The sequence below is a fragment of the Nitrospira moscoviensis genome (assembly GCF_001273775.1).
In the GTDB taxonomy this organism is placed as follows: Bacteria; Nitrospirota; Nitrospiria; order Nitrospirales; family Nitrospiraceae; genus Nitrospira_D; species Nitrospira_D moscoviensis.
This window is the reverse complement of record NZ_CP011801.1, coordinates 2,533,053-2,557,623: the sequence shown is the minus strand read 5'-3', so window position 1 is coordinate 2,557,623 and position 24,571 is coordinate 2,533,053. Positions and strand designations below refer to the sequence as shown.

Sequence of the window (24,571 nt, the reverse complement as noted above, 5' to 3'; positions counted from 1 at the left end):
GACAAATGTTGAGCGTCATGGCCGCGTACCGCAACGGGGATTTCACCGTCCGCTTGCCGTCGACCTGGACCGGCGTGCTGGGGAAGATGGCCGATACGATGAACGATATTCTGACCATCAGCGAGCGCCGCGCCGATGAGACCGTCCGGGTCTGCCGGGTCGTCGGCAAAGAAGGGCGGCTCCGGCAGCGGTTCTCCGTCCCCGGCGTCACGGGCGGCTGGGCGGACGAAATCGCCTCTCTGAATACCCTCATCGACGACCTGGTGTCGCCGACGACGGAAGTGACCCGCGCGGTCGGGGCGGTCGCCAAGGGCGATCTCAGCCAGGCCATGGCGCTCGAAAAAGACGGGCGGCCGCTGGAAGGCGAGTTTCTGCGCAGCGCCAAGCTGGTCAACAAGATGATCGAGCAGTTGTCGGTGTTCACCTCCGAAGTCACCCGCGTCGCGCGCGAAGTCGGGACGGAGGGCAAGTTGGGCGGCCAGGCGCAGGTGAAGGGCGTGAGCGGCGTCTGGAAGGAGCTCACCGACTCGGTCAACCAAATGGCCGGCAACCTGACGGCGCAGGTCCGGAACATCGCCGACGTGACGATCGCCGTGGCGAACGGCGACCTCTCCAAAAAGATCACCGTCGACGTGCGCGGGGAGATTCTCCAGTTGAAGGAAGCCATCAATACGATGGTGGAGCAGCTGCGCTCCTTCGCGTCCGAAGTCACGCGCGTCGCGCGCGAAGTCGGCACCGAAGGGAAGCTGGGCGGCCAGGCCGTCGTGCCGGGCGTCGCCGGGACCTGGAAGGACCTGACGGACAACGTGAATTCGATGGCGTCCAACTTGACGGCGCAGGTCCGCAACATCGTCGAAGTGACCGTCGCCGTGGCGCGCGGCGACCTGTCGCGGAAAATCACGGTGGACGTGCGGGGCGAAATTCTCCAGTTGAAGGAAACCATCAACACGATGGTCGAGCAGCTCCGGTCGTTCGCCTCGGAAGTGACCCGCGTCGCGCGCGAAGTCGGCACGGAAGGGAAGCTGGGCGTGAACGCCCAGGTGCCCGGCGTCGGCGGGACCTGGAAAGATCTCACGGACTCGGTCAACGCCATGGCGAACAATCTGACCGCGCAGGTGCGGAACATCGCCGAGGTGACCACGGCCGTGGCGCGCGGCGACCTGTCGCGCAAGATCACCGTGGACGTGAAGGGCGAGATTCTGGAGTTGAAGAACACGATCAACACGATGGTGGACCAATTGAACGCCTTCGCCGCGGAAGTCACGCGCGTCGCGCGCGACGTGGGCACGGAGGGCAAGCTGGGCGTGCAGGCGGTGGTGCCGGGCGTGGGCGGGACGTGGAAGGACCTGACCGATTCGGTCAACGCGATGGGCTCGAACCTCACGGCGCAGGTGCGCAACCTGGCCGAAGTGGCGACCGCCGTGGCGAAGGGCGACCTGTCGCGCAAGATCACCGTGGACGTGAAGGGCGAGATTCTGGAGTTGAAGAACACGATCAATACGATGGTGGACCAGCTCAACGCCTTCGCGGCGGAGGTCACCCGCGTGGCCCGCGAAGTCGGCACGGAAGGGAAGCTGGGCGTGCAGGCGGTGGTGCCGGGCGTGGGCGGGACGTGGAAGGACCTGACCGACAACGTGAATTCCATGGCGAACAACCTGACCGCCCAGGTCAGGAACATCGCGGAAGTGGCGACGTCCGTCGCGCGCGGCGACTTGTCGCGCAAGATCACCGTGGACGTGAGCGGCGAAATCCTCCAATTGAAGGAAACCATCAACGTGATGGTGGAGCAGTTGCGCTCCTTCGCGTCGGAGGTCACGCGCGTCGCGCGCGAGGTGGGCACGGAAGGCAAGCTGGGCGGCCAGGCGCAGGTCAAGGGCGTGAGCGGCGTGTGGAAGGAATTGACCGAAAGCGTGAACGAAATGGCGGGCAATCTGACCGCGCAGGTGCGGAACATCGCCGAAGTCACGGTGGCGGTCGCCAACGGGGACCTGTCGAAGAAGATCATCGTGGACGTGCGCGGCGAGATCTTGCAGCTCAAGGAGGCGGCGAACAGCATGGTGGAGCAGTTGCGGTCGTTCGCGTCGGAAGTCACGCGTGTGGCCCGCGAGGTGGGGACCGACGGCAAGCTCGGCGGGCAGGCGCAGGTGAAGGGCGCGAGCGGCGTCTGGAAGGAGCTCACCGACTCGGTCAACCAAATGGCCGGCAACCTCACCGACCAGGTGCGGAACATCGCCGAAGTGACGATCGCCGTGGCGAACGGCGACCTCTCGAAGAAGATCACCGTCGACGTGCGGGGCGAAATCTCGCAGCTCAAGGAGGCCATCAACACGATGGTGGAGCAGCTGCGCTCGTTCGCCGCGGAGGTCACGCGCGTCGCGCGCGAGGTCGGCACGGAGGGGAAGCTCGGCGGCCAGGCGGTCGTGCCGGGCGTCGCCGGGACCTGGAAGGACCTCACGGACAACGTCAATTCGATGGCCTCCAACCTCACGGCGCAGGTGCGGAACATCGCCGAGGTCACGATCGCGGTCGCCAACGGGGACCTGTCGCGCAAGATCACGGTGGACGTGCGCGGGGAAATTCTCCAATTGAAAGAGGCGATCAACACGATGGTGGAGCAGCTGCGGTCGTTCGCTTCCGAGGTCACGCGGGTGGCGCGCGAAGTCGGCACGGAAGGCCGGCTCGGCGTGCAGGCGGTCGTGCCGGGCGTCGCCGGCACGTGGAAAGACCTCACCGACTCGGTCAACGCCATGGGAGCCAACTTGACGGCGCAGGTCCGCAACATCGCCGAGGTGACCACCGCGGTGGCGCGCGGCGACCTGTCGCGCAAAATCACCGTGGACGTGAAGGGCGAGATTCTCGAATTGAAGAACACGATCAACACGATGGTGGACCAATTGAACGCCTTCGCCGCGGAGGTCACGCGGGTGGCGCGCGAGGTGGGTACGGAAGGGAAGCTCGGCGGGCAGGCCGTCGTGCAGGGCGTGGCCGGCACGTGGAAGGACCTGACCGACTCGGTCAACGTCATGGCGACGAACCTGACGGATCAAGTGCGCGGCATCGTCAAGGTCGTCACCGCGGTGGCGAACGGCAATCTGCGGCAGAAGCTCACGGTCGAAGCCAAAGGCGAGGTCGCGGCGCTCGGCGAGACGATCAACAACATGACCGACACGCTGGCGACGTTCGCCGAGCAGGTCACCAACGTGGCGCGGGAGGTCGGCGTGGAAGGCCGGCTCGGCGGCCAGGCCAACGTGCCGGGCGCCGCGGGCACGTGGAAGGACTTGACCGGCAACGTGAATCTCTTGGCCGCGAACCTCACCACCCAGGTGCGCGCCATCGCCGAAGTCGCCACCGCCGTGACGAAAGGCGACCTCACCCGGTCGATCCAGGTCGAAACGCGCGGCGAAGTCGCCGAGTTGAAGGACAACATCAACACGATGATCGACAACCTCCGGGTGACGACGGAGCGCAACCAGGAACAGGACTGGCTCAAGACCAACGTGGCGAAGTTCACCCGCATGCTGCAGGGCCAGCGGGATCTCTTCACGGTCGGCCAGACCCTGCTGTCGGAATTGGCGCCGCTCGTCGACGCGCAGGAAGGCACCATCTATCAGATGGACATCGTCGAGGGGGAGCAGCCGTCGCTGCGCCTGCTCGCCTCCTACGCCAGCCGCCGCCGGCCGAAGGATCGGTTCGGCGTCCGGGAAGGGCTCATCGGCCAGTGCGCCGTCGAAAAACAGCGCATCTTGTTGACGAACGTGCCTCCCGACTATGCCGTGATCCACTCCAGCCTGGGCGAGTCGGTGCCGGCCAACATCGTCGTGATGCCGGTGCTGTTCGAGGGGCAGACCAAGGCCGTCATCGAGCTGGCGTCGCTCCGGCCGTTCACGGTCACCCATTTGACGTTCCTCGAACAGCTGACCCAAAGCATCGGCGTCGTGCTGAACACGATCGAAGCCACCATGCGCACGGAGAATTTGCTGCAGCAGTCGCAGCAGCTCACGGCGGAGCTGCAGTCGCAGCAGAAAGAATTGACCCAGACCAACGAAGAGCTGGAGCGCAAGGCGAAGCAGCTGGCCGAGCGCAACACCGAAGTCGAGCGCAAGAACAAGGAGGTGGAGCAGGCCCGCCGCGCGCTGGAGGAAAAAGCCGCGGAGCTGGCGCTCACCTCCAAGTACAAGTCCGAGTTCCTGGCGAACATGTCGCACGAGCTGCGCACGCCGCTCAACAGCATTCTGATCCTCGGGCAGCAGCTCGCCGACAACACCGCGGGCAATCTGACGCCGAAGCAGGTGGAATTCGCGAGAAACATCCACAGCGCCGGCTCGGATCTCCTGAATTTGATCAACGACATCCTGGACCTGTCGAAGATCGAATCGGGCACGGTGACGGTCGAGGCGGAGGAAATGACCTTCAGCGCCCTCCGCGAGAGCGTGGAGCGGAACTTCCGGCACATCGCCGAATCGAAAAGCCTGCCGTTCCTCCTGGATTTCGACCCCGGGCTGCCGCGCGCCTTCACCACCGACCCGAAACGGCTTCAGCAGATCCTCAAGAATCTGCTGTCGAACGCCTTCAAGTTCACGGCGCACGGCCACGTGGCGATGCACGTGCGGATCGCGGCGGACGGATGGAGCGCGGACCATCCGATACTGAGCCGCGCCCACACGGTCATGGCGCTGTCGATCTCCGACACCGGCATCGGGATCGCTCCGGAAAAGCAGAAGCTCATCTTCGAAGCGTTCCAGCAGGCCGACGCGGGCACGAGCCGCAAGTACGGCGGGACGGGACTGGGCCTGGCGATCAGCCGGGAGCTGGCGACGCTGCTCGGCGGCGAAATCCGGCTCGCCAGCGAGCCGCAGCAGGGCAGCACGTTCACGCTCTATTTGCCGCTCGTGTACACGGGACCGGCCTCGGCCGACATCCGTCCGGCGACGGCGGCGCCGGTGCACGCGGGACCCACGCCGTCCATTCCGGTGCTGCCGGTCGCCGAAGACAAAATCCCGGACGATCGCGAGAGCATCGCCGCGGGCGATCTCACGCTGCTGATCGTGGAGGACGATCCGCACTACGCCCGCGTGCTGCTCGGCCTGGCGCGGGACAAGGGTTTCAAAGGCATCGTCGCCACGCGCGGCGCGCAGGCGCTGGAGCTGGCCGCCGAATACCGGCCGGCCGCGATCACGCTCGACATCTTCCTGCCCGACATGCTCGGCTGGACCGTCCTGAACAATTTGAAGCTGAACCCCAAGACGCGCCACATTCCGGTGCAGATCATCTCGCTGGAGGAAGAGCGGCAGCACGGGCTGGCGCACGGCGCCTTTTCCTACATGGTCAAGCCGGTGACGACCGAGGGGCTGGAATCCTGCTTCGAGCGCATCCGGAGCTTCATCACGCCGCATCTCAAACGGCTGCTCGTCGTGGAGGACGACGAAGTCGAACGCCGGAGCATCACCGAGCTCCTGCTGCACGACGACATCGAGATCGTCAGCGCCGGCACCGGCGCCGACGCGCTGCGCGCGCTGCGGGAGGAGTCGTTCGACTGCTGCGTGCTCGATCTGCGGCTGCCGGACATGACGGGCTTCGAGCTGCTCGACCAGATCGAAGCGGACCCCGCGCTCGGCGACGTGCCGATCGTCGTGTTCACCGGCAAGGACCTGAGCCCCGACGAAGAACGGCGGCTCAAGACGGTGGCCAAGAGCATCGTGCTGAAGGACGTGCAGTCGCCCGAACGGCTGTTCGACGAGACGGCGTTGTTCTTGCACCGGGTCGTCGCCGACCTGCCGGAGGCGAAACAGCAGCTGCTGGCGCGGCTGCACCATTCGAACGACGTGCTGCGCGGGCACAAAGTTCTGGTGGTGGACGACGACGCGCGGAATATTTTTGCATTGACGACCGTGCTCGAGAATCAGGAGATGGAGGTCATCAGCGCGACCAACGGGCGGCAGGCGATCGCGCTGATCCAGGAGACGCCGGATCTGAGCGTCGTCCTCATGGACATCATGATGCCGGAGATGGACGGCTACCAGACGATCCGCGAGATCCGGAAGGACCCGCAGCGCCGGTCGCTGCCGATTTTGGCGCTGACCGCCAAGGCCATGAAAGGCGATCGGGAGAAATGCCTCGAAGCCGGCGCCTCCGATTATGTCGCCAAGCCGGTGAACACGGAGCAGCTGCTGTCGATGCTGCGGGTGTGGCTGTACAGATGACAAAAGATGGTCTATCTGGTGCGAGGTCTATCTGGTCTATCTAGTGCGCAGACCAGACAGACCAGACAGACCAAACAGACCAAACAGACCATGAAAGACCTCGCCAACATCCTGCTCGTCGACGACGACGCGCGGAATCTCGACGTGCTGGAGAGCGTGCTCTCCGCGCCCGACTATCGCCTGTTCCGCGCGCGGACGGCCGACGAGGCCCTGCTGGCGCTGGTCCGGGAAGACTTCGCCGTCATCGTCCTGGACGTCCGCATGCCGGACATCAACGGCATCGACCTGGCGCAGATGATCAAGCAGCGCAAGCGGACGCAGCACGTCCCGATCATTTTTCTCACCGCCTACTATCGGGAGGATCAGGATGTCCTGCAGGGCTACGGAGCCGGGGCGGTGGACTACCTGAGCAAGCCGGTGAATCCGTTGATCCTCCGCTCCAAGGTGGCGGTTTTCGTGGACCTGTTCCGCAAAACCCGCACGCTCGCCACCATGAATCGCGCGATGGAGGCCGAGATCGAAGACCGGCTCAAGCAATTGAAGGCGTCGCTCCGGGAGAAGGAAATCCTCCTGAAGGAAATCCATCACCGCGTGAAAAACAATCTGCAGGTCATTTCGAGCTTGATCGACTTGCAGGCGGCCCGGCAGCCGGACCCCGGCGTGCAGGTCCTCTTCCGCGACGCGCGGGATCGGGTGCGCTCCATGGCGCTGGTCCACGAAAAGTTGTATCAATCGGAGGATCTCGCGCGGACCGAGCTCGGCGCCTACGCCAGGAATCTGATGCGGGAGCTGTTTCAGGCCCATCGCGAGCAGTCCGAATCCATCGCACTGCGGTTGGAGGTGGAGCCCCTCCATCTGCCCGTGGACATGGCGATTCCCTGCGGATTGATTCTGAACGAGCTGGCGACCAACAGCCTCAAGCACGCCTTCGTCGGGCGCGACCGAGGCGCCATCCGCATCGAGCTGGCCCGCATGGACGACGGCCGCGCGCGCCTGGTGTTTCAGGACGACGGCCGCGGGTTTCCGCCGGGGATGGATTGGCGGGCGACGTCTTCGCTGGGGCTGCGACTGATCCGGATGCTGAGCGACCAGCTGGACGCGGAACTGGTGCTGCATGAAGGGCCGGGAACCACCTTCGAACTGCGGTTCGCCGCGGGCGGCGAGCCGGAACATCCACCTGAAGCCAAGGCGGTGCTGGATGGCGCAGGCCAATATACTGATCGTTGAAGATGAAGCGGTCGTGGCGGCCGATCTGGCCGACAAACTGGAGCGGGCGGGCTACGGAGTCGTCGGCGCCGCCTCGCGGGGGGAACAGGCGGTCCGCATGGCGAAAGCCAACCCGCCCGATCTCGTGCTGATGGATATCCGGTTGGCCGGTCCGCTGGACGGGGTCACGACGGCGGAGTGCTTGAAGGCGTTTGCCGACATGCCGGTCGTCTTTCTGACGGCCCATTCGGACCGCGACACGCTGAAGCGGGCCAGCCTCACGGAACCCTTCGGCTACATTCTGAAGCCCTTCGACGAACGCGACCTCGTCACCCAGATCGAGATCGCGCTCTACAAGCATCAGGCGGAGCGGCGCCTGCGCGACAGCGAAGCCCGGTACCGGTCCCTGGTGGAGACGGCGGTCGACAGCATCGTCACGATCGACGGGTCGGGCGTGATCCGCTCCTGCAACGCCGCCACGGAGCGCATGTTCGGCTATCGGCGGGAGGACATCCTCGGGCGCCATGTCTCCGCGCTGATCCCCGTGCCGAAGGCGGGAGAGGACTGGGCGTCCGCCTACGGATTCGCATCCGGCCAGCCCGGTGTGGTGGGCGTCTGGCGGGAGCTGAAAGGCCGCCGCCGGGACGGGCGCCTGTTTCCGGTGGAAATCGCCGTCAGCGAAGTGTCGGTCGGCGGGCAGTTTCTGTTCACCGGCATCGTGCGGGACGTGACCGAACGGCAGGCCGCGCACGAGGCGCTGCGGGGCCTGGCCGCTCAATTGGAGCAACGGGTGCAGGAGCGGACGCGCGAGCTGGTGCAGTCGCAGGAGCGCCTGCGGGGGCTCGCCACCGAGTTGAACCTGACCGAGCAGCGCGAGCGGAAGCGGCTGGCGACCGAGCTGCACGACCATCTGGCGCAGCTCCTCGTGCTGGGCCGCATGAAACTCTCGCAGGCGAAGCCGCTCACCGAGTCCAACCCCGCCTGCGCCGACTTGATCGCGCAGACGGCGGCCGTGCTGGACGAGTCCCTCACCTACACGCGCACGCTGGTGGCGGATCTGAGCCCGCCGGTGCTCCACGATTTCGGCCTGCCGGCCGCGCTGAAATGGCTGGGGGAGCACATGCAGCGGCACGATCTGACGGTGACCGTGCAGTGGTCGGGAGACGAGCAGCTGCGGTTGCCGGAGCAGGAGAGCGTGCTCCTGTTCCAATCGGTGCGCGAGCTGTTGATGAACGCCTCGAAACATGCCGGCTGCGGCCGGGCGGTCGTGACGGTGGACCGGCGCGCCGGCGATCTCTGCATCGAAGTGCGGGACGACGGCAAGGGCTTCGACGTGGCGGCCGCCGATCATGGCCCCACCCCGATGTCGTCCAAGTTCGGCTTGTTGAGCGTGCGGGAACGGATGGCCGTGTTGGGCGGACGGTGCGACGTAGACTCCGCTCCCGGCGCCGGCACGAGGGTGACGCTCACGCTGCCGCTCGGCGGCAGTGAAGCGTTGAGTGGGAAAGCGTTGAGCATTGAGCTGGGGAACGAAGCAAGTAATACCGGCACTCTCAGCGCTGGACCGCAACGCTCAATGCTTTCCGGCTCAAAGCTTCAAGACGCGAAGATTCGCGTCTTGTTGGTGGACGACCACACCGTCGTGCGCCAGGGGTTGCGGAGTGTCTTGGAGGGCTACCCCGACATGGAGGTGGTCGGCGAGGCGGGAAACGGCTTCGAAGCCCTGGCGATGGCCGACCGGCTGCGGCCCGACGTCATCATCATGGACGTCAATATGCCGCAGATGGACGGGGTGGAGGCCACCGCCCGGATCACCGCCGCGCATCCGTCCGCCGTCGTCATCGGCCTGTCGATGCACAACAGCGGACATTATGAACAGACCATGAAGAAGGCGGGGGCCGCCGCCTACTTGAGCAAGGAAGCGGTCGTCGAGCACCTGCACGGCACGATTCTGCGTTGCCGTCCCGCGGATGGGGCGTCCGGCGGAGAGGGACGGAACGGGGTGTCTCAGACTCTGACCGGCGGAGCCGTGCCGATGGCCGAACCGTAAGGAGCACCGTGGAGTCCGTCATTCCACCGGATGTCGGCCGATTCATCCTCGAACGGATCGACTCCATCGCCCAGCTTGAAGCCGTCCTCCTGCTGCGGTCCAGCCCGGACACGTGGTGGGCCTGCAAGCAGGTTGCGGAGCGGCTGTATATCACCGAGGAGAGCTGCCGCCCGGTGTTGGAGGGCCTCTGCGCGCAGGGGCTGCTGGTGAAATCGAAGCAGGCGGTCTATCGCTATCGGCCGGAGACCGGCGATCTGCGCGAGATGGTGGACCGGCTCGCCTATTACTACACGAAGCACCTGGTGCCCGTGTCGAATCTCGTGCATGCGAAGGCGCGGACCCGCATCGAAGGGTTCGCGCGGGCCTTCAAGCTGTCCTCGGAGGAGTGAGCAAGGAATCGGGAGGAGTCACATGGCCTCGATCATCTACGGTCTCTGCGCGCTGACCTCCGCCCTCTGCGCCTGGTTGCTCTTGCAGGCCTACGGGCGGAACCGCTACCGGCTGTTGTTCTGGAGCGGCCTCTTTTTCATCGTCTCGACCGTGAACAACGTCTTTCTGATGGTGGACAAGCTGGCCTATCCCGCGGTCGACTTCAGCGTCATGCGCTACGCCGTCTCCCTGATGGCGCTCGGCGTGCTGCTGCGCGGGCTGGTGTTCGAAGCGGAGTGAGGTTCGTTCGATGATGGAAATAGAAAGCGTGAAAGAAGTCCTCCTCGGAGCCGTCATGATGGGGGACCTTGTCGTCGGGGCGTTCTTTTTACGCTATTGGAAGGTGACGGGGGATCGCTTCTTCGTTTTCTTCGCCTGCTCGTTCGCCTTGGCGGCTCTCACGCGGGCCCTGCTTGCCAGCTATCTCGTGGACTCCGAGTCCGAGCCCCTCATCTATGCCATCCGGCTTCTCTCCTACGTGGTGATCATCGCGGCGATCATCGACAAGAACCGGGCATCCATCCGGAAGGCGCTCTTCCAACGCGCCTGAGTGCGGGCTGGTATCTGAATCTCACCATTCGCGGCCTTGACAGCTCGTCTCAACGTTCGGCAGTTGGGTGAACTAGGGGTCCCCCTAGTCGACGACACGTATGCCCATGTTTATCCTCACTCGCTTGTAGATTCCCGGCTTGTTGTCCGGTCATTATCCGCATGCCGGTCCTGCAATATACATCTTTTCAGCTGCATGAGAGGGAGGGATTGGATGGCCATTGCCGCCTCAGAAGACACCACCATACATCGGCGGCTGAAGGCCGCGACCAAGTCCGTCCATGACAGGTTGGAATCCCGCCTTCCTCTACTCGATCCGCAGCTGACCCTCCAGGACTACCGGCTGCTGCTCCGGCGGTTCTACGGTTTTTACGCGCCGCTGGAAGCGGCGATGCGCTTGGCGACGGCCGGGGCCCTGCGCGAAGAAGTCGCGCGCCGATGCAAAGCACACTGGCTCGCGGCGGATCTGATCGCGCTCGGGGAGACGGAAGTCGGCTTGGCGGCCCTGCCCCGGTGCGCCGCGGTGCCGAATCTCGCCGGTGAGGCGCAGGTCGTCGGCGCGCTGTATGTCGTCGAAGGCGCGACGCTCGGCGGGCAGATGGTCCTTCGCTTTCTCGGCCAATCGCTTGGGCCGGAGGTAAGCCGCTGCACGAGGTTCTTCCAGAGCTACGGTGACCACGTGCGGACGATGTGGGCTTCCTTCCTGGATCTCTTGGCGGAGGTGGCGCACAGCCAACAGCAGGAGCGGGACATCATCGACGCGGCGTGCGCGACGTTCACGGGCTTCGAACGATGGCTGGACGCACGAAGCCTTGAGCGGAACCTCAATGCTCAACGCGTTCCGACTCAACGCTGACTGCGGGAGGAGCGATGGAGACGGAGAAGAGCGGCGGCATGATCACGGCGCAGAACGTCGATCTCGGCAACTGCGACAAGGAGCAGATCCAGTTTTGCGGGGCCATCCAGCCGCACGGCGTATTGATCGCGGTGGACGAGCCGAGCTGGACCGTGGCGCAGATCAGCGCGAACGCCGACGAACGGCTGGGTATCACGCCGGAGTCGGCCGTGGGGCAGCCGGTCGAACGGGTGTTGGGCCGCGAGCAGACGCGGCGCTTGCGCAACGCCGTGGCAACCCAACGGACCCTGATCTGCCCGCCGGTCTGTCTCCTGACCACCCCGCCTGCCGGTCGGACGCAAGAGTGGCACGTGTTCGTCCATCGCAACGACGAGGGCCAATTGATCCTGGAATTGGAGCCGGCCGCTCCCGACGGCCCCGTCTCGCTGCAAGAACTGTATACCGAAGTGCGGGCGAGCATCGCGGAGCTGCAACGCACCGAGTCGCTGCAAGCCTTCTTCGATCTGGCCGTCTCCCGCATCCGGCGGTTCACCGGCTACGACCGCGTGCTGGCCTATAAGTTTCTGGACGACAGCAGCGGCTGGGTGCTGGCCGAGGATCGCGAGGAAGGGCTCGACAGCTACGTCGGCCTGCACTATCCCGCGACGGATATTCCCGAGCCGGCGCGGCGGCTCTTTTCGAAAAAATGGGTGAGCCATCTGCCCGATGTGAGCTACGAGCCGGTTCCGCTGATCGCCGCGAAGCGACCCGAGAAGCCCTTGGACCTCAGCTATTCGCTCATGCGCAGCGTCTCGGTGATGTACAGTGGCTACCTCAAGAACATGGGGGTGCAGTCCACGATGGTCTTGACGCTGCTGAAAAACGGCAAGCTCTGGGGACTGATCTCCTGCATGCACCATCGCGGGCCCAAACACGTGGCCTACCCGACGCGCGTCACGGCGGAAGTGCTGGCGCATTTGATGTCGCTGACCATGGCATCCAAGGAAGAGTTGGAAGACCGCGAGTACGTTAGCGAGATGAAGACCGTGCAGGCCAAGCTGGTGGAGTCCATGCTTCAGCACGTCAATTTCCAGGAAGGCCTGCTGCGCCATCAGCCGAATCTGTTGTCGTATTTCGGGGCCACCGGCGCGGCGGTGTTCGTCGACGGCCATGTGCACCGGCTCGGCGACGCGCCGGAGGAGGACCGGTTGCGCGACCTGTTCGAGTGGCTCTCCCTGACGATGGGGCAGGACCAGTTCGCGACGGATCGGCTGCCGTCGCTCTATCCGCCCGCGGCGGCCTATCAAGCTCACGCGGCGGGGCTGCTGGCGCTGAGGCTGTTCATGCACAAGCCCCATTTCATCGTCTGGTTCCGTCCGGAGGTCGAGCGCACGGTCGACTGGGCGGGCGATCCGCGGAAGCCGGTCGATGTCTCGCAGATCAACGGCGTGGCGCAGCTGATGCCGCGCACCTCGTTCGCCTTATGGAAAGAATCGGTCAAAGGCGTGTCCAAACCATGGCGCGACAGCGAATTGGTGGCGGCGGCCGACTTGCGCCGCGCGATCGTAGACGTGGTCCTCCGCAAAGCCGAAGAGCTGGCCCGCGCCAACGAGGAGCTGACGCGCAGCAACGTCGAATTGGACGCCTTCGCCTACATCGCCTCGCACGATCTGAAAGAGCCGCTCCGCGGCGTCCACAACTACGCCCGGTTCGTGCTGGAAGATTACGGCGACAAGCTCGACGAGGAGGGCAAGGGCAAGCTGAAGACGATGATGAAGCTGACCGAGCGGATGGACGAGCTCATCGACGGGCTGCTGCATTACTCCCGGCTGGGGCGGGAGGAGTTGGAATCCGAGCCGACGGATCTACTGGCGCTGGTCAAGCGGGTGGCGCAGTCGCTCACGCCGCGCTTTCAGGAACTGGGCGTCGCGGTCCGCTTGCCCGACTCGCTTCCGCCCGTGTCGGTGAATCCGGTCATGCTGCAGGAAGTCTTCGCCAATCTGATGACCAACGCCATGAAGTACAACGACAAGCCGGAGAAATGGATCGAGGTCGGGAGCGCCGCGCCGGACCGCGCGCCGGAATCGATCCGAAGAAAGCTGCGTGACGGCGACGTGATCCTCTACGTGAAGGACAACGGCATCGGCATTCCCAAGAAACATTTCGACACCATCTTTCAGATTTTCCGCCGGCTGCATGCGCGCGATCAGTACGGGGGCGGCACAGGGGTCGGCTTGACGATCGCGAAGAAAATTCTGGAGCGGCACGGGGGATACATGTGGGTCGATTCCGAACCGGGTCGGGGATCGACCTTTTTTCTGTCGCTTCCGGCGCAGAGGTGACGCATGGAACCGCGTCGCATGGAACGCATTCTGGTCGTCGAAGACAACGACGAAGATTTCACCGCGCTCGCGCGCGTGCTCAACCGGGCCACGGCGGCGGCGCTCATACGGTGCCGCGACGGAGAGGAAGTGCTGGCCTGTTTGGATCGGCTCACTCATGACGTCTCATCGGCGCCGGCACAGAATCGTCCCTCGGTCATCTTGCTGGACTTGAACCTGCCCGGCACGGACGGGCGCGAAGTGCTCGCCCACATCAAACGCGATCCGCTGTTGCGGTCGATCCCCGTCGTCGTCTTCAGCACGTCGTCCAGCCCGAAAGATGTGACCTACTGCTACGAGCAAGGCGCCAACGGCTACATGGTCAAATCGGTGAACTTCTCGCAATTCGAAGCGGCGCTCCGCACGTTCACCGAGTATTGGGAGAAGGCCATGTTGTTACCCCCCCGGGGCAGAGCGGAAGTCCGGTGAAAGAGAGCGTGCGCCATGACTGAACGCCCGATCAAAGTGCTCATTATCGACGACAACGAAGTGGACCGGTACACGTTTCGCCGCTATCTCGAACAGGCGTCCGCCGACTATGAAGTGCACGAAGCGGCGAACGGCAAGACCGGATTGGATCTGGCGGCGGCGATTCATCCCGACTGCGTGTTGCTCGACCTCAAGCTGCAGAGCGAGTCCGGCTACGAAGTGCTGTACGAACTGGTCGGCCCCGAGCCGCCCCCGAAGGTGCCGGTGTTGATGCTGACCTCGCTGGGAGGCGATGCCCTCCAACGCGGCGCCGAAATGCTCCATGCGAGCGGCTATCTGATCAAGGGCCGGACCGACGCGGCGGCGCTGGACCAGACGATCAGGCGGGCGGTGGGACGGTAGGCTGGTGAGCGCGCGCTAATCGATCACGAGAAAGGACCCTTCAGGATCGGCGGCAAATTTGGCGACATCGGGACGGCGAAGTGTGAGGCGCCGCTGGATAAGCGAGGTTGAGCAATTTCCGGGGGATGGCCGAATAGAAAGCTTCTCTGATGAAAGTCCGCATCTTTACTGATCAGGATGAAGCCATTCTCAGCGGCGTAGCGCCAGACGGCTTCGTCCGCGGCTTCACCCAGGCCGATATTCCGAACGTGTTCAGAGCCTGGGTAATCATGGCAGAGGGCCTTCACGAGCCGATGAGAAAGATTTTGATCGAACAGCAACTTCACTGCGATGGCAGCGAAACGAGCTTCCGCTCGCGGTTAGCGGCGAAGGTCAGGCAAGCTCGGATGTCCTCTGAAGTGAGATCGGGAAAGTCCGCGAGGATTTCCGCCTCGCTCATGCCGGAGGCGAGATACTCCAAGACGTCGTACACGGTGATACGCAAATTTCGTATGCACGGCTTACCGCCGCGTTTGGCGGGATCGATCGTAATGCGATCTTCTAACGACATGGGGGCAAGCGTAACGCAGCGAAACTGAAACTTCAAGCGCCGGCCGCGGCGCTGGACCGGACGATCAGGGCGGCGGTGGGGCGCCTCTCCCCATAGGGAAGAGGAACGGTGAGGGCTATAGTTCGAGCGCGAAGCGGATGGCGTCTCGGACCTGCGCAAGAACCGCGGTAGGGAGAATCCCAAGCCGCCGCTCCAATCGAGGTTCGACAATCGCGCCGATACCTTGGACGTTCACGACCGAGGCGGCATCAAGGAACGGAAGACTGCCGACAGGAACCTCATAACGGCTCCCGCGATGCTGAGTCGTCAAGGGAACATAAACAATGAGGGCGCGAGGGGCATCCGGATCGTGACGAGAAACGACGAGAACAGAACGGCGTTTGGCACTCAGTCCGAGATCAGCCAGCCAGATTTCGCCCGGCTTAGCTTTCATCCAGTGTATCGAGCACTTCTTGGACGACGGTTTTGGAGGGCAGAAGGTCCAGCGTGTCGGTGTCCGCCAATTCGATGACCTCGGACACCATTTGTTCGACCTGAGCGGCCACTTCCGGCCTCCAGGTGCTCAGCTTTTGGTCCAATTGCTTGGCAATCTGTGTCATGCCAACACGGTAGCAGCTTTATCGCTGTCGCGCAACGGACATGGCGGCGCTGGACCGGACGATCAGGGAGGCGGTGGGGTGGGGGAGAGCGAGGTGAGGGGATCCTGCTCGGGTTCTTACGGGTAGGCGATTCTCCCATGCTCCCTGTATGAGAATGTGATCCCGCCTGTGAGGTCAGCCATGCCATCCATCAAAATCTTGATCATCGACGACAGCGAGACGGACCGGTACACCTACCGGCGTTACCTTGAGCAGGCTTCGCCGGATTACGAGGTGCATGAAGCGCCCGACCGCGCCGCCGGCCTGGCGCTTGCCGAATCCCTCAATCCCGACTGCGTGTTGCTCGACCTGCGCTTGAAGGAAGAGTCGGGCCGCGAGCAGTCGGGCTATGCCGTCCTGCGCGAATTGATCGGCGAGAAGCGCCCGCCGAAGCGGCCCGTCATCATGATGTCGGTGTTGACTTGGCCGGGACTCCAACACGGCGCCAAGTCTTTGGGTGCCAGTCAATATCTTGCCAAAGGGAAGATTACCGCCGCGAGCCTGGATCAAGCCGTTCGCGAGGCGCTCCAACGGCGCGCGCTCCCCGCGATGCCGGCCGGATGACACGGCCTTAGCCTGGGGAGCTTCCTAGTTCCTGGCTCATGGGGTTTACTTATACTGGCCCGCGCAGTACACTTTCCATCCTTTCCTCGCAGTGTTACCGGCGGGTGGGGCGCGATTTCGGAGATGGACAAGATAGCGGCGGTCTTGATTGTCGACGACAATCCCGGCGCCCTCTACGTCAAGAGCAGGGTGCTCGGCGGAAAGGGCTACCGCGTTCTTGAAGCGGTCACCGGCGAAGAAGCCCTGACCGTCGCGACGGAGACCCAGCCCGACGTGGTCGTGCTCGACGTCCATCTACCCGACATCGACGGCTTCGAAGTCTGCCGGCGGCTCAAGCGCGCCGCGGCGACCCGGCACATCAAGATCCTCCACACCTCCGCCGTCCGCATCGCCGCTTCGGATCGAATCAAGGGATTGGAATGCGGAACCGACGCCTATCTCATCGAACCGGTGGAAGAAGAGGAACTGGTCAGCACCGTCGGGGCGTTGGTTCGGCTGGCCGAGCAGGAGCGGGAGAACCGGCGGCTCATCCAGAAGTTGACACGCACGGAGCGGCAGCTTCGTGAGGCGACCGAGGCGGCGGACTGCGGCATCTGGGATTGGGACATCCTCACCGGCCAAGTCGACTGGTTCGGCGCCCACGAACGTTTGGCCGGCATGAAGCCGGGAAGCTTCGGCGGTAAAGTCGAGGACTTCACCGACGTGCTGCATCCCGACGACCGCGGGCGCGTCTGGCGGAAGCTGGACGACCTGATGACCCGCCGCGAGACGCACTATGAGGACGAGTACCGCTTCATCCATCCGGACGGGACCGTGTGCTGGATGAGCGCGACGGGCCGGTTTTTCTACGATGAAGACGGCAAGGCCGTGCGCATGACGGGCGTGGTGCAGGATATCACCGAGCACAAGGCGGCGGAAGACCGGCTGCGTGAGAGCGAGGAGCGGGTGAGGCTCACCCTGGAAGGCGCCGACATGGGGAGTTGGGACGTCGATCTGCGCACCGGCCGGGCGATATGGAACCGGCGTCATGCGGCGTTGCAGGGATATGGCGGGGGCGATGAGCCTCATACGATAGAGCAATGGCGGAGCCGCGTGCACCCCGACGATGTAGATCGAGTGTTGGCCGCCGCCGAGGAGGCCAAACGCGGCCGAACGCCGTTTGCCGTCGAGCATCGTGTCTGTCTGCCGCAAAGCAGTGAGCCTCGGTGGCTGTCTCTCTACGGCCGGTTCATCTATGACGAAGCCGGCGCGCCGGTGCGGTTCAGCGGCGTGTCGCTGGATATCACCGAGCGCAAACGGGCCGAGGACGCATTGAAGCAAGTGACGGAGAGTTTGTCGTTGGCGCAGCGGGCGAGCGGTTCCGGTGTGTGGGATTGGAAGATGACGACCGGCCCGTCGGCCTTCGTGTCGCCGGAATACCGCGCGTTGTACGGATTGGCAGCGGATGAACCGGTGAGCTATGAGAAGTGGCTCACGCTGGTGCACCCCGATGACCGCGAGCGGATGGAGCGGTACGGTCGCGAGGTTTTCCAACACGGCGGCCAGGACTACAATGTGGAGTTTCGCATCCTGCATCCCAGTCGCGGCGTTCGGTGGCTGGCGGGGCTGGGCCGGATCGAGCGGAACGAGGTAGGGGAGCCGATACGGTTCACCGGCGTCAATCTGGACATCACGGAGCGCAAGCGGGCCGAAGCGGAGGCGGAAGAAGGCCGGCGGCTGCTCCAGGCGATTCTCCAATATATTCCCGAAGGGCTGACGATCGCCGACGCGCCGGATGTCACGATCCGCCACGTGAGCGACTACGGTCGCCTGTTGACCGGACGTTCAGCCGAAGCCATCGAAGGGATTCCGGCCGAGCAGCACAGCGAGCGATGGGGCATTTTTCAAGCGGACGGCGTCACACCTGCGCATAATGAGGATCTGCCGCTCACCAGAGCGACGAAGCACGGTGAGGTCGTCATCGATGAGGAATGGGTGTTGGCGCGCCCCGATGGAAGCAAACTCATCCTATTGTGCAACGCGGGTCCGATCCGGGACCGGCAGGGCAGATTGGTGGGCGGGATGATCACGTGGAGAGATATCAGTGAGCGCAAGCGGACTGAAGCGGCGCTGCGCGAGGCGCAGGAGCGCTTGCAGCGGTGGAACGTCGAACTCGAACAGGCCGTGAACGACAAGACGGCGGAGCTGACGCACTCTCAGGACCGGCTGCGCGCGCTGGCGACGGAATTGAATCTCGCCGAGCAGCGGGAGCGCAAGCGGATCGCCACGGAACTGCACGATCATTTGCAGCAGATGCTGGTGTTGGCGAAGATGAAACTGGGACAAGGCAAGCGCCTCGCCTTTCCGCTTCCGGCCTGTGTAGACCTGATGAAACAGGTGGACGACGTGCTGACGGAGGCCCTCCAATATACGCGCACATTGGTCGCGGAACTGAGCCCGCCCGTGTTGCATGACCAGGGGCTGGCCGCCGGCCTGAAGTGGCTGGGCGAGTCCATGAAGAAGCACGACCTCACGGTGACGGTCTTGGTCCCGGATGGCGACGGCAGGGGGCTGAAGTTGCCCGACGATCAAGCGGTGCTCCTGTTTCAGTCGGTGCGTGAGCTGCTGATCAATTCCTGGAAACATGCCGGCACAGGCCAGGCCACCGTCAGCATGGACTATGACGAGCAATATCTACGGATCGAGGTGCGTGATGAGGGCGCCGGCTTCGATCTTGCTGCTGCTGCTGCTGCTGCTGCTGTACCTAGCGGCGGTCTCTCCTCCAAATTCGGGCTTTTCAGTATCCAAGAGCGCATGCGCGCGATGGGCGGCTCGTTCGACATTCAATCGGCCCCGGGCAAGGGTACGACGGCGGCCGTCCTGTTGCCCTTGAGGCAACAGGTAGGCGCCCCTTCCGGCAACTCGACACTCAGCCTTCAATTTCCACAACGATCGCAAAACTAGGGGTCTTCCTAGGCGCGGCTCCACCGGCAATCTTCTACAATCCCGCAGCTTATCGCATCCCTTTGAAATTTCTGCGTGGGCACCCGGCGCTCACTGCGCAGTGGGACCGGGTTCGGCAGAGAGGGATCCCCCATTAAGATCACATTTACTCAGAGAGGGAGGACTGTCATGCAACAGCAGACTTCGATCGCCATGGATATTCGCCAGCGGGAGGATCAGATCCTGAAGGAATGGATCGCCTACCAGTTGAGCTCCGCCACGTTGCGGCGGGATCTGCTGAAGGAACAGGACCTCCGTGACCAGTCCCGGCGATTCCTGACCCTCTTTGCGGAGGCCATCCAGAACACGATGGACACCGCCGCTCCGGTGTGGAAGCCCGCCAAGGAGTTTTTGGCCGAGGTGTCCCGGTCGCGGGCGCAGCAGGGCTTCAACCCCACGGAAACCGCCACCTTCGTGTTTTCGCTCAAACAGCCGCTCTTCGACGCCATCCGGCAGCGGGGCGCGGAGGATGCGCAGCAGTTGGTCAAGGATCTGTGGGACCTGACGGTCTTGTTGGACAACCTGGGCCTCTATACGACGGAGGTCTATCAGCAGAGCCGCGAAGGGGTGATTCTTCGGCAGCAACAAGAATTGATGGAGTTGTCCACGCCGGTCGTGCAGCTCTGGGACGACATCCTCGCGCTGCCGTTGATCGGCACGCTGGACAGCGCCCGCACGCAGGTCGTCATGGAAAGCCTGCTGCAGCGCATCGTGGAGACGAACGCCCGCATGGCGATCATCGACATCACCGGCGTGCCGACCGTTGACACGCTCGTCGCCCAGCATCTGATGAAAACGGTGGCCGCCGCGCGGTTGATGGGCGCCGACTGCATCATCAGCGGCATCCGCCCGCAGATCGCCCAAACCATCGTGCACCTGGGCGTGAATCTGAACGACATCATCACCAAAGCCACGCTCGCCGACGCGTTTCAAGTCGCGCTGCAGCGGACCGGCGCGAGCGTCACGAAGGCCGTCACGGCGTGACGCGAGAGGTTTGTCTGGTTGACCGAACGTTTGTCTCGTTTGTCTGGTTGATCGGAAAGCACGCACCAAACAAACAAGACAAACCAAACAAACCAGATAAACCAAACAAACGGGGCTTAACAGAGGTTCGACGATGGAGCGCATTCCAATCTTGAAGATGGGCCCGTACCTGCTCGTGACCATTCAGGTCGACATGCACGACCGCGTGGCGATGGCCCTGCAGGATGAATTGACCGAACAAATCGTCAAGCAGCGGGCGCGGGGCGTGCTGCTCGATATTTCTTCGGTCGAGGTGGTCGATTCGTTCATCGGCCGCATGATCGGCAACATCGCCGCCATGTCGAAGGTGCTGGACGCCGAAACGGTGGTCGTCGGCATGCGGCCGGCGGTCGCGATCACGCTGGTCGAACTGGGCATGGCGTTGCCCGGCGTCCGGACGGCGCTGAACGTGGACGCCGGCATGACGCTGCTCAAGACGGCCGGAAAGGTCGCGACCAATGGCCGTCCTGCGCGCTGAGTCGGTCGCCCTCCAGTCGGTCGACGACATCATCAAGGCGCGGCAACTGGTCCGCGACTGCGCGGTCGCCCAAGGCCTGTCCCTGGTCGATCAGACCAAACTCGTCACGGCGGCGAGCGAGCTCGCGCGGAACACGCTCGTGCACGGCGGGGGCGGCGAGATGAAATTGGAAACCTTCAACGACGGCCTGCGGCGCGGCGTGCGGATCGTCTTTGCCGATCGGGGACCCGGCATCGCGGACATCGAGCAGGCGATGAAAGACGGGTTTTCCACCGGCGGCGGCCTGGGACTGGGCCTCGGGGGGGCGAAGCGCTTGGTCAACGACTTCGATCTCCGATCGGAACCGGGCAAGGGTACGACCGTGATGATCGTGAGATGGAAATGAAGAAAGTACGATGTGGTGATGTGGTGATTGAGTGAAGTGAACTCCGAAACTTCACCAAATCACGAAATCACCACATCAGACTTAGGCATGTCTCAACTACGGATCGAGGTGACAGAGGCGAGCCAGCCTGCCGCGGCCCGCCGGGCGGCGGCGAATCTGGCGCATGAAGCGGGCATGGATGAGACGGCGGCGAGCGACCTGGCGCTCGTCGTCACCGAGCTGGCCACCAACCTGGTCAAACATGCGAGCGGCGGGGAATTGCTCCTGCGCCGTCTCGGCGCCGCGGGCGAGGAAGGCGTAGAAGTGCTGTCGTTGGATCGGGGGCCGGGCATCGGCGACGTCGCGCGCGCGCTCGGCGACGGCTACTCCACCGCCGGCAGTCCCGGCACCGGCCTGGGCGCCGTGCTCCGGACGGCTGCGGAGTTCGACCTCTATTCGCAGCCGGGGAAGGGGACGGCGATCGTCGCCCGGGTCGTGCCGCGCGGCACGCGGAGCCCGACGCCGTACGCCCAGCTCGTCGGCGTCGTGCAGCAACCGAAGCCGAGCGAGACGGTCTGCGGCGACGGCTGGTTCGTGGGCTGGTTCGCCGACGGGTGGGTCTGCGCCGTGGCCGACGGGCTGGGGCATGGGCCGCTCGCGTCGGCCGCCGCGCAGTCGATCATCGAGGCGGTCCGATCGGCGCAGGGGAGCCGGGGGCCGGTCGAGTTGGTGCAGGCGGCCCACGAGGCCGCGCGGCCGACGCGGGGCGCGGCGTTCGGCGTCGCGGTGCTGGACGGGCCGGCCGGCGTCGTGCGCTTCGCGGGCGTGGGCAACATCGCCGCGCAGGTACTGAACGGAGACGAGCGGCGCCATCTGGTGTCCTATAACGGCATCCTCGGCCATGAGCACCGCAAGGTCTCCGAATTTGCGCATCCCTGGCGCACGCAGTCCGTCCTCGTGCTGCACAGCGACGGGATCGGCACGCATTGGGATGCGAACCAGTATCCGGGACTGCTCGCGCGCGATCCCAGCCTCATGGCGGGCGTGCTGTACCGCGACCATACGCGGGGCCGGGACGATGCCACGGTGGTGGTGATCAAAGAGAAGGGCTGACAAACGGTCTATCTGGTCTATCTCGTCTATTTTGTCTATCTCGTCGAAAGACCGGACCAGACAGACCAGACAGACCAGGCAGACCAGGCAGACGAGACAGACCATAATCGACCATGCCTCATCTCATCACCAGCCTGACGGTGAAGTACGAAGACGACGTGGTGACGGCGCGGCAGCGGGCTCGACGGGTGGCCGCCGAGCTCTCGTTCGACGAGCAGGATCGGACGCGCATCGCCACCGCGGTCTCGGAAATCGTCCGCGTCTTCCGGCATCAGAAGACCCTGACGCAGGTCGAGTTTCTCCTGGAGGGCGAGACGGTCCCGCAAGTGCTCATCGTGCGGATCGCGGAGCCGGTCCAGGGCCGCAAACAGCCGGCCGGCTCCAAATCCCCGGCGCCTCGGGCCGCGGCTCCCCCGCCGCCGGAGGATTGGTCCGTCGCGCTGCAGGCGGCGGGCCGTCTAATGGATCAGTGCGAGGTGCAGCCGATCGGCGGCCGCCCGGCGATCCGGCTCGCCAAGCTCCTGCCGAAGCGCGCGGCTCTGTTCACCGCCAAGGCGGTGGAACGGCTCGGCCGGGAGATCGAGACGCATGTCCCGCAAAATCCCATCGAGGAAGTGCGGCAGCAAAACCAGGAGCTGCTGCACGCGCTGGAGCAGCTGCACGAGCGGCAGCAGGAGCTGGTCCGGCTCAACCGCGAATTGGAAGACACGAATCGCGGCGTCGTGGCGCTCTACGCCGAGCTGGACGAAAAGGCCGGCCATTTACGCCGGGCCGATGAAATGAAATCGCGGTTCCTCTCCAACATGAGCCACGAGTTCCGCACGCCGCTGAACGCCGTGCTGGCGCTATCCCAACTCTTGCTGGACCGCGCCGACGGCGAGCTGACGGCCGAGCAGGAGAAGCAAGTCCGCTACATCCGCAAAAGCGGCGAGGACCTGCTGGAGCTGGTGAACGACCTCCTGGATCTTGCCAAGATCGAAGCGGGCAAGATCGAGGTGCGGCCGGCGCCGTTCGACGTGGCGACGCTGTTCAGCGCGCTCCGCGGCATGCTCCGTCCGCTGCTCGTGTCGAACGAGGTCGCCCTCGTGTTCGAGGAGGCCGAAGGGCTGCCGCCGATGCGGACGGACGAGGGCAAGGTCTCGCAGATTCTCCGCAACTTCATCTCGAACGCCGTCAAGTTCACGGAGCGGGGCGAGGTGCGCGTGCGCGCCGAGTCGGTCGACGACGGGCACGCCGTGGCGTTTTCCGTGGCGGACACGGGCATCGGGATCGCGGAAGCGGATCAAGAGCGCATCTTCGAGGAGTTTTCCCAGATCGACCATCCGATTCAGCGGAAGGTGAAGGGCACCGGACTCGGGCTGCCGCTCTGCCGCAAGCTCGCGGAGCTGCTCGGCGGGTCGGTGCGTGTGACCAGCCGCCTCGGCGCCGGCTCCAGGTTCGTCGCCGTCATTCCCGTGACCTATGCGGCCGCCGCTGAAGATGACGGCAACCTGTCCGAACCGCCGGTGGTGGAGCCGGAGGCGGACCGTATCCCGGTGCTGGTGGTGGAGGACGAGCCGGAGACGAGACTGCTGTATGAAAAATATTTGCGCCGCACGGTCTTCCAGATCATCCCGGCGGGCAGCATTCTCCAGGCCCGGGAACAGTTGCGGCGGCACCGCCCGGCGGCCGTCGTGCTCGACATTCTGCTGCCCGACGAGTCGGCCTGGCAGTGGCTGGCCGAATTGAAGGGGCGGGAGGAGACGAAGGGCATTCCGGTGTTCATCGTCTCGTCGGTGGAAGACCAACGCAAAGGCCTGGCGCTCGGGGCCGACGATTACGGCCTCAAGCCCGTGCGTCGAGACTGGCTGTTGGAGCGGCTGGAACGGGCGACCGGCGTCGCCCGGATCGCCGCTCACGGCCCGCCGCTCGTGCTCATCATCGACGATCAGGAAGCGGACCGCTACATTCTGCGCCGCCATCTCGGCGGGACGGGCTGTGTGGTCGCCGAAGCGGCCGGCGGCGAAGAAGGGCTCGCGCTGGCGCGCCGGCTGAAGCCGGCGCTGATTGTGCTGGATCTCAATATGCCGGGGGCCGACGGCTTTCAGGTGCTCGCGGAGCTGCAGGCCGATCAGACGATGGCGGCCATTCCCGTCGCGGTGGTGACCTCGCTGGCGCCGATCCCGGACCAGGACGCTCGCCTCGCGCGCGCCCGCACGGTGCTGAGCAAGAACGATCTCTCGGCGGCGGCGATCAGACGGGTGCTGGAGGAGGCGTTGATCGGGATGCAGACCGCGAAAAGCTAGTGTGCGGTTTTGGAGCGAGGCGCAGCGCCGGTTAGGCTGTGATGCCAGCCGTTGTTCGATGGCGAGCACTCGTTGTTCCAGATTTTCGACCCG

Annotated in this window: 21 protein-coding genes; 17 read left to right on the top strand and 4 right to left on the bottom strand. The window is 64.5% G+C overall.

Annotated elements, in window-relative coordinates; translation table 11 throughout:
• Positions 1-5: 5 nt before the first annotated feature.
• From NITMOv2_RS12510 to NITMOv2_RS12465, 10 genes are all read left to right on the top strand, one after another.
• Positions 6-6,200, top strand: coding sequence for a HAMP domain-containing protein (locus NITMOv2_RS12510; RefSeq protein ID WP_420799899.1), 6,195 nt, complete (start codon positions 6-8; stop codon positions 6,198-6,200).
• A 6-nt stretch (positions 6,201-6,206) separates the two neighbouring features.
• On the top strand, positions 6,207-7,427 hold the full coding sequence (locus NITMOv2_RS12505) for a sensor histidine kinase (RefSeq protein WP_083447981.1): 1,221 nt from the start codon (positions 6,207-6,209) through the stop codon (positions 7,425-7,427).
• Positions 7,399-9,456, top strand: coding sequence for a response regulator (locus tag NITMOv2_RS12500; RefSeq protein WP_053380188.1), 2,058 nt, complete (start codon positions 7,399-7,401; stop codon positions 9,454-9,456). The genes NITMOv2_RS12505 and NITMOv2_RS12500 overlap by 29 nt, the downstream gene beginning before the upstream one ends.
• Positions 9,457-9,464: 8 nt before the next feature.
• The gene (locus NITMOv2_RS12495; protein WP_053380187.1) at positions 9,465-9,845 is read left to right on the top strand and encodes a hypothetical protein; all 381 of its coding nucleotides are present in this window, start codon (positions 9,465-9,467) and stop codon (positions 9,843-9,845) included.
• Between the two features lie 22 nt (positions 9,846-9,867).
• Positions 9,868-10,125, top strand: coding sequence for a DUF5985 family protein (locus NITMOv2_RS12490; RefSeq protein ID WP_053380186.1), 258 nt, complete (start codon positions 9,868-9,870; stop codon positions 10,123-10,125).
• Between the two features lie 10 nt (positions 10,126-10,135).
• Entirely contained in the window at positions 10,136-10,435 is a 300-nt protein-coding gene (locus tag NITMOv2_RS12485) for a DUF5985 family protein (RefSeq protein WP_202967215.1), read from the top strand.
• Positions 10,436-10,648: 213 nt separating this feature from the next.
• On the top strand, positions 10,649-11,290 hold the full coding sequence (locus NITMOv2_RS12480; RefSeq protein ID WP_053380185.1) for a biliverdin-producing heme oxygenase: 642 nt from the start codon (positions 10,649-10,651) through the stop codon (positions 11,288-11,290).
• A gap of 14 nt (positions 11,291-11,304) precedes the next feature.
• Positions 11,305-13,611 carry an ATP-binding protein gene (locus NITMOv2_RS12475; RefSeq protein ID WP_053380184.1) on the top strand — a complete coding sequence of 769 codons (2,307 nt, stop codon included), beginning with the start codon at positions 11,305-11,307 and terminating at the stop codon, positions 13,609-13,611.
• Positions 13,612-13,629: 18 nt separating this feature from the next.
• A complete protein-coding gene (locus NITMOv2_RS12470) occupies positions 13,630-14,079 on the top strand; it encodes a response regulator (protein ID WP_238590348.1) in 450 nt (149 codons plus the stop codon).
• A 15-nt stretch (positions 14,080-14,094) separates the two neighbouring features.
• Positions 14,095-14,481, top strand: coding sequence for a response regulator (locus NITMOv2_RS12465; RefSeq protein ID WP_053380182.1), 387 nt, complete (start codon positions 14,095-14,097; stop codon positions 14,479-14,481).
• 23 nt (positions 14,482-14,504) lie between these two features.
• Here NITMOv2_RS12465 and NITMOv2_RS12460 read toward each other — a convergent pair whose 3' ends face one another.
• The 4 genes from NITMOv2_RS12460 to NITMOv2_RS23940 all read right to left on the bottom strand — a co-directional run bounded on the left by NITMOv2_RS12460 (position 14,505) and on the right by NITMOv2_RS23940 (position 15,630).
• Positions 14,505-14,801 carry a DUF5615 family PIN-like protein gene (locus NITMOv2_RS12460; protein ID WP_238590347.1) on the bottom strand — a complete coding sequence of 99 codons (297 nt, stop codon included), beginning with the start codon at positions 14,799-14,801 and terminating at the stop codon, positions 14,505-14,507.
• A 2-nt stretch (positions 14,802-14,803) separates the two neighbouring features.
• A complete protein-coding gene (locus tag NITMOv2_RS12455) occupies positions 14,804-15,031 on the bottom strand; it encodes a DUF433 domain-containing protein (RefSeq protein WP_053380180.1) in 228 nt (75 codons plus the stop codon).
• A gap of 115 nt (positions 15,032-15,146) precedes the next feature.
• Positions 15,147-15,464, bottom strand: a complete 318-nt coding sequence (locus NITMOv2_RS22775; RefSeq protein WP_083447978.1) for a type II toxin-antitoxin system PemK/MazF family toxin — start codon at positions 15,462-15,464, stop codon at positions 15,147-15,149.
• A complete protein-coding gene (locus NITMOv2_RS23940; RefSeq protein ID WP_187299194.1) occupies positions 15,454-15,630 on the bottom strand; it encodes a hypothetical protein in 177 nt (58 codons plus the stop codon). Before NITMOv2_RS23940 ends, NITMOv2_RS22775 begins: the two co-directional genes overlap by 11 nt.
• Positions 15,631-15,810: 180 nt before the next feature.
• Here NITMOv2_RS23940 and NITMOv2_RS12450 point away from each other — a divergent pair, with 180 nt between their 5' ends.
• The 7 genes from NITMOv2_RS12450 to NITMOv2_RS12420 all read left to right on the top strand — a co-directional run bounded on the left by NITMOv2_RS12450 (position 15,811) and on the right by NITMOv2_RS12420 (position 24,478).
• Positions 15,811-16,233 carry a response regulator gene (locus NITMOv2_RS12450; protein ID WP_053380179.1) on the top strand — a complete coding sequence of 141 codons (423 nt, stop codon included), beginning with the start codon at positions 15,811-15,813 and terminating at the stop codon, positions 16,231-16,233.
• Between the two features lie 123 nt (positions 16,234-16,356).
• Positions 16,357-19,176, top strand: a complete 2,820-nt coding sequence (locus tag NITMOv2_RS12445) for a PAS domain-containing protein (protein ID WP_053380178.1) — start codon at positions 16,357-16,359, stop codon at positions 19,174-19,176.
• Positions 19,177-19,344: 168 nt separating this feature from the next.
• Positions 19,345-20,199, top strand: a complete 855-nt coding sequence (locus tag NITMOv2_RS12440; RefSeq protein ID WP_053380177.1) for an STAS domain-containing protein — start codon at positions 19,345-19,347, stop codon at positions 20,197-20,199.
• 133 nt (positions 20,200-20,332) lie between these two features.
• Positions 20,333-20,716 (top strand): STAS domain-containing protein, encoded by a 384-nt coding sequence (locus tag NITMOv2_RS12435; protein WP_053380176.1) that lies wholly within the window; start codon positions 20,333-20,335, stop codon positions 20,714-20,716.
• Positions 20,697-21,101, top strand: a complete 405-nt coding sequence (locus NITMOv2_RS12430) for an anti-sigma regulatory factor (protein WP_053380175.1) — start codon at positions 20,697-20,699, stop codon at positions 21,099-21,101. Before NITMOv2_RS12435 ends, NITMOv2_RS12430 begins: the two co-directional genes overlap by 20 nt.
• An 87-nt stretch (positions 21,102-21,188) precedes the next feature.
• Entirely contained in the window at positions 21,189-22,193 is a 1,005-nt protein-coding gene (locus NITMOv2_RS12425; RefSeq protein ID WP_053380174.1) for an ATP-binding SpoIIE family protein phosphatase, read from the top strand.
• A 113-nt stretch (positions 22,194-22,306) separates the two neighbouring features.
• Entirely contained in the window at positions 22,307-24,478 is a 2,172-nt protein-coding gene (locus tag NITMOv2_RS12420; protein WP_053380173.1) for a response regulator, read from the top strand.
• Positions 24,479-24,571 lie beyond the last annotated feature (93 nt).

Excerpts from the sequence above, each read along its gene's own strand:
- NITMOv2_RS12510 (WP_420799899.1), top strand. The coding sequence starts at position 6 with ATGTTGAGCGTCATGGCCGCGTACCGCAACGGGGATTTCACCGTCCGC.
- NITMOv2_RS12505 (WP_083447981.1), top strand. The coding sequence starts at position 6,207 with ATGGTCTATCTGGTGCGAGGTCTATCTGGTCTATCTAGTGCGCAGACC.
- NITMOv2_RS12500 (WP_053380188.1), top strand. The coding sequence starts at position 7,399 with ATGGCGCAGGCCAATATACTGATCGTTGAAGATGAAGCGGTCGTGGCG.
- NITMOv2_RS12490 (WP_053380186.1), top strand. The coding sequence starts at position 9,868 with ATGGCCTCGATCATCTACGGTCTCTGCGCGCTGACCTCCGCCCTCTGC.
- NITMOv2_RS12485 (WP_202967215.1), top strand. The coding sequence starts at position 10,136 with ATGATGGAAATAGAAAGCGTGAAAGAAGTCCTCCTCGGAGCCGTCATG.
- NITMOv2_RS12480 (WP_053380185.1), top strand. The coding sequence starts at position 10,649 with ATGGCCATTGCCGCCTCAGAAGACACCACCATACATCGGCGGCTGAAG.
- NITMOv2_RS12475 (WP_053380184.1), top strand. The coding sequence starts at position 11,305 with ATGGAGACGGAGAAGAGCGGCGGCATGATCACGGCGCAGAACGTCGAT.
- NITMOv2_RS12470 (WP_238590348.1), top strand. The coding sequence starts at position 13,630 with ATGGAACGCATTCTGGTCGTCGAAGACAACGACGAAGATTTCACCGCG.
- NITMOv2_RS12465 (WP_053380182.1), top strand. The coding sequence starts at position 14,095 with ATGACTGAACGCCCGATCAAAGTGCTCATTATCGACGACAACGAAGTG.
- NITMOv2_RS12455 (WP_053380180.1), bottom strand. The coding sequence starts at position 15,031 with ATGTCGTTAGAAGATCGCATTACGATCGATCCCGCCAAACGCGGCGGT.
- NITMOv2_RS22775 (WP_083447978.1), bottom strand. The coding sequence starts at position 15,464 with ATGAAAGCTAAGCCGGGCGAAATCTGGCTGGCTGATCTCGGACTGAGT.
- NITMOv2_RS23940 (WP_187299194.1), bottom strand. The coding sequence starts at position 15,630 with ATGACACAGATTGCCAAGCAATTGGACCAAAAGCTGAGCACCTGGAGG.
- NITMOv2_RS12450 (WP_053380179.1), top strand. The coding sequence starts at position 15,811 with ATGCCATCCATCAAAATCTTGATCATCGACGACAGCGAGACGGACCGG.
- NITMOv2_RS12445 (WP_053380178.1), top strand. The coding sequence starts at position 16,357 with ATGGACAAGATAGCGGCGGTCTTGATTGTCGACGACAATCCCGGCGCC.
- NITMOv2_RS12440 (WP_053380177.1), top strand. The coding sequence starts at position 19,345 with ATGCAACAGCAGACTTCGATCGCCATGGATATTCGCCAGCGGGAGGAT.
- NITMOv2_RS12435 (WP_053380176.1), top strand. The coding sequence starts at position 20,333 with ATGGAGCGCATTCCAATCTTGAAGATGGGCCCGTACCTGCTCGTGACC.
- NITMOv2_RS12430 (WP_053380175.1), top strand. The coding sequence starts at position 20,697 with ATGGCCGTCCTGCGCGCTGAGTCGGTCGCCCTCCAGTCGGTCGACGAC.
- NITMOv2_RS12425 (WP_053380174.1), top strand. The coding sequence starts at position 21,189 with ATGTCTCAACTACGGATCGAGGTGACAGAGGCGAGCCAGCCTGCCGCG.
- NITMOv2_RS12420 (WP_053380173.1), top strand. The coding sequence starts at position 22,307 with ATGCCTCATCTCATCACCAGCCTGACGGTGAAGTACGAAGACGACGTG.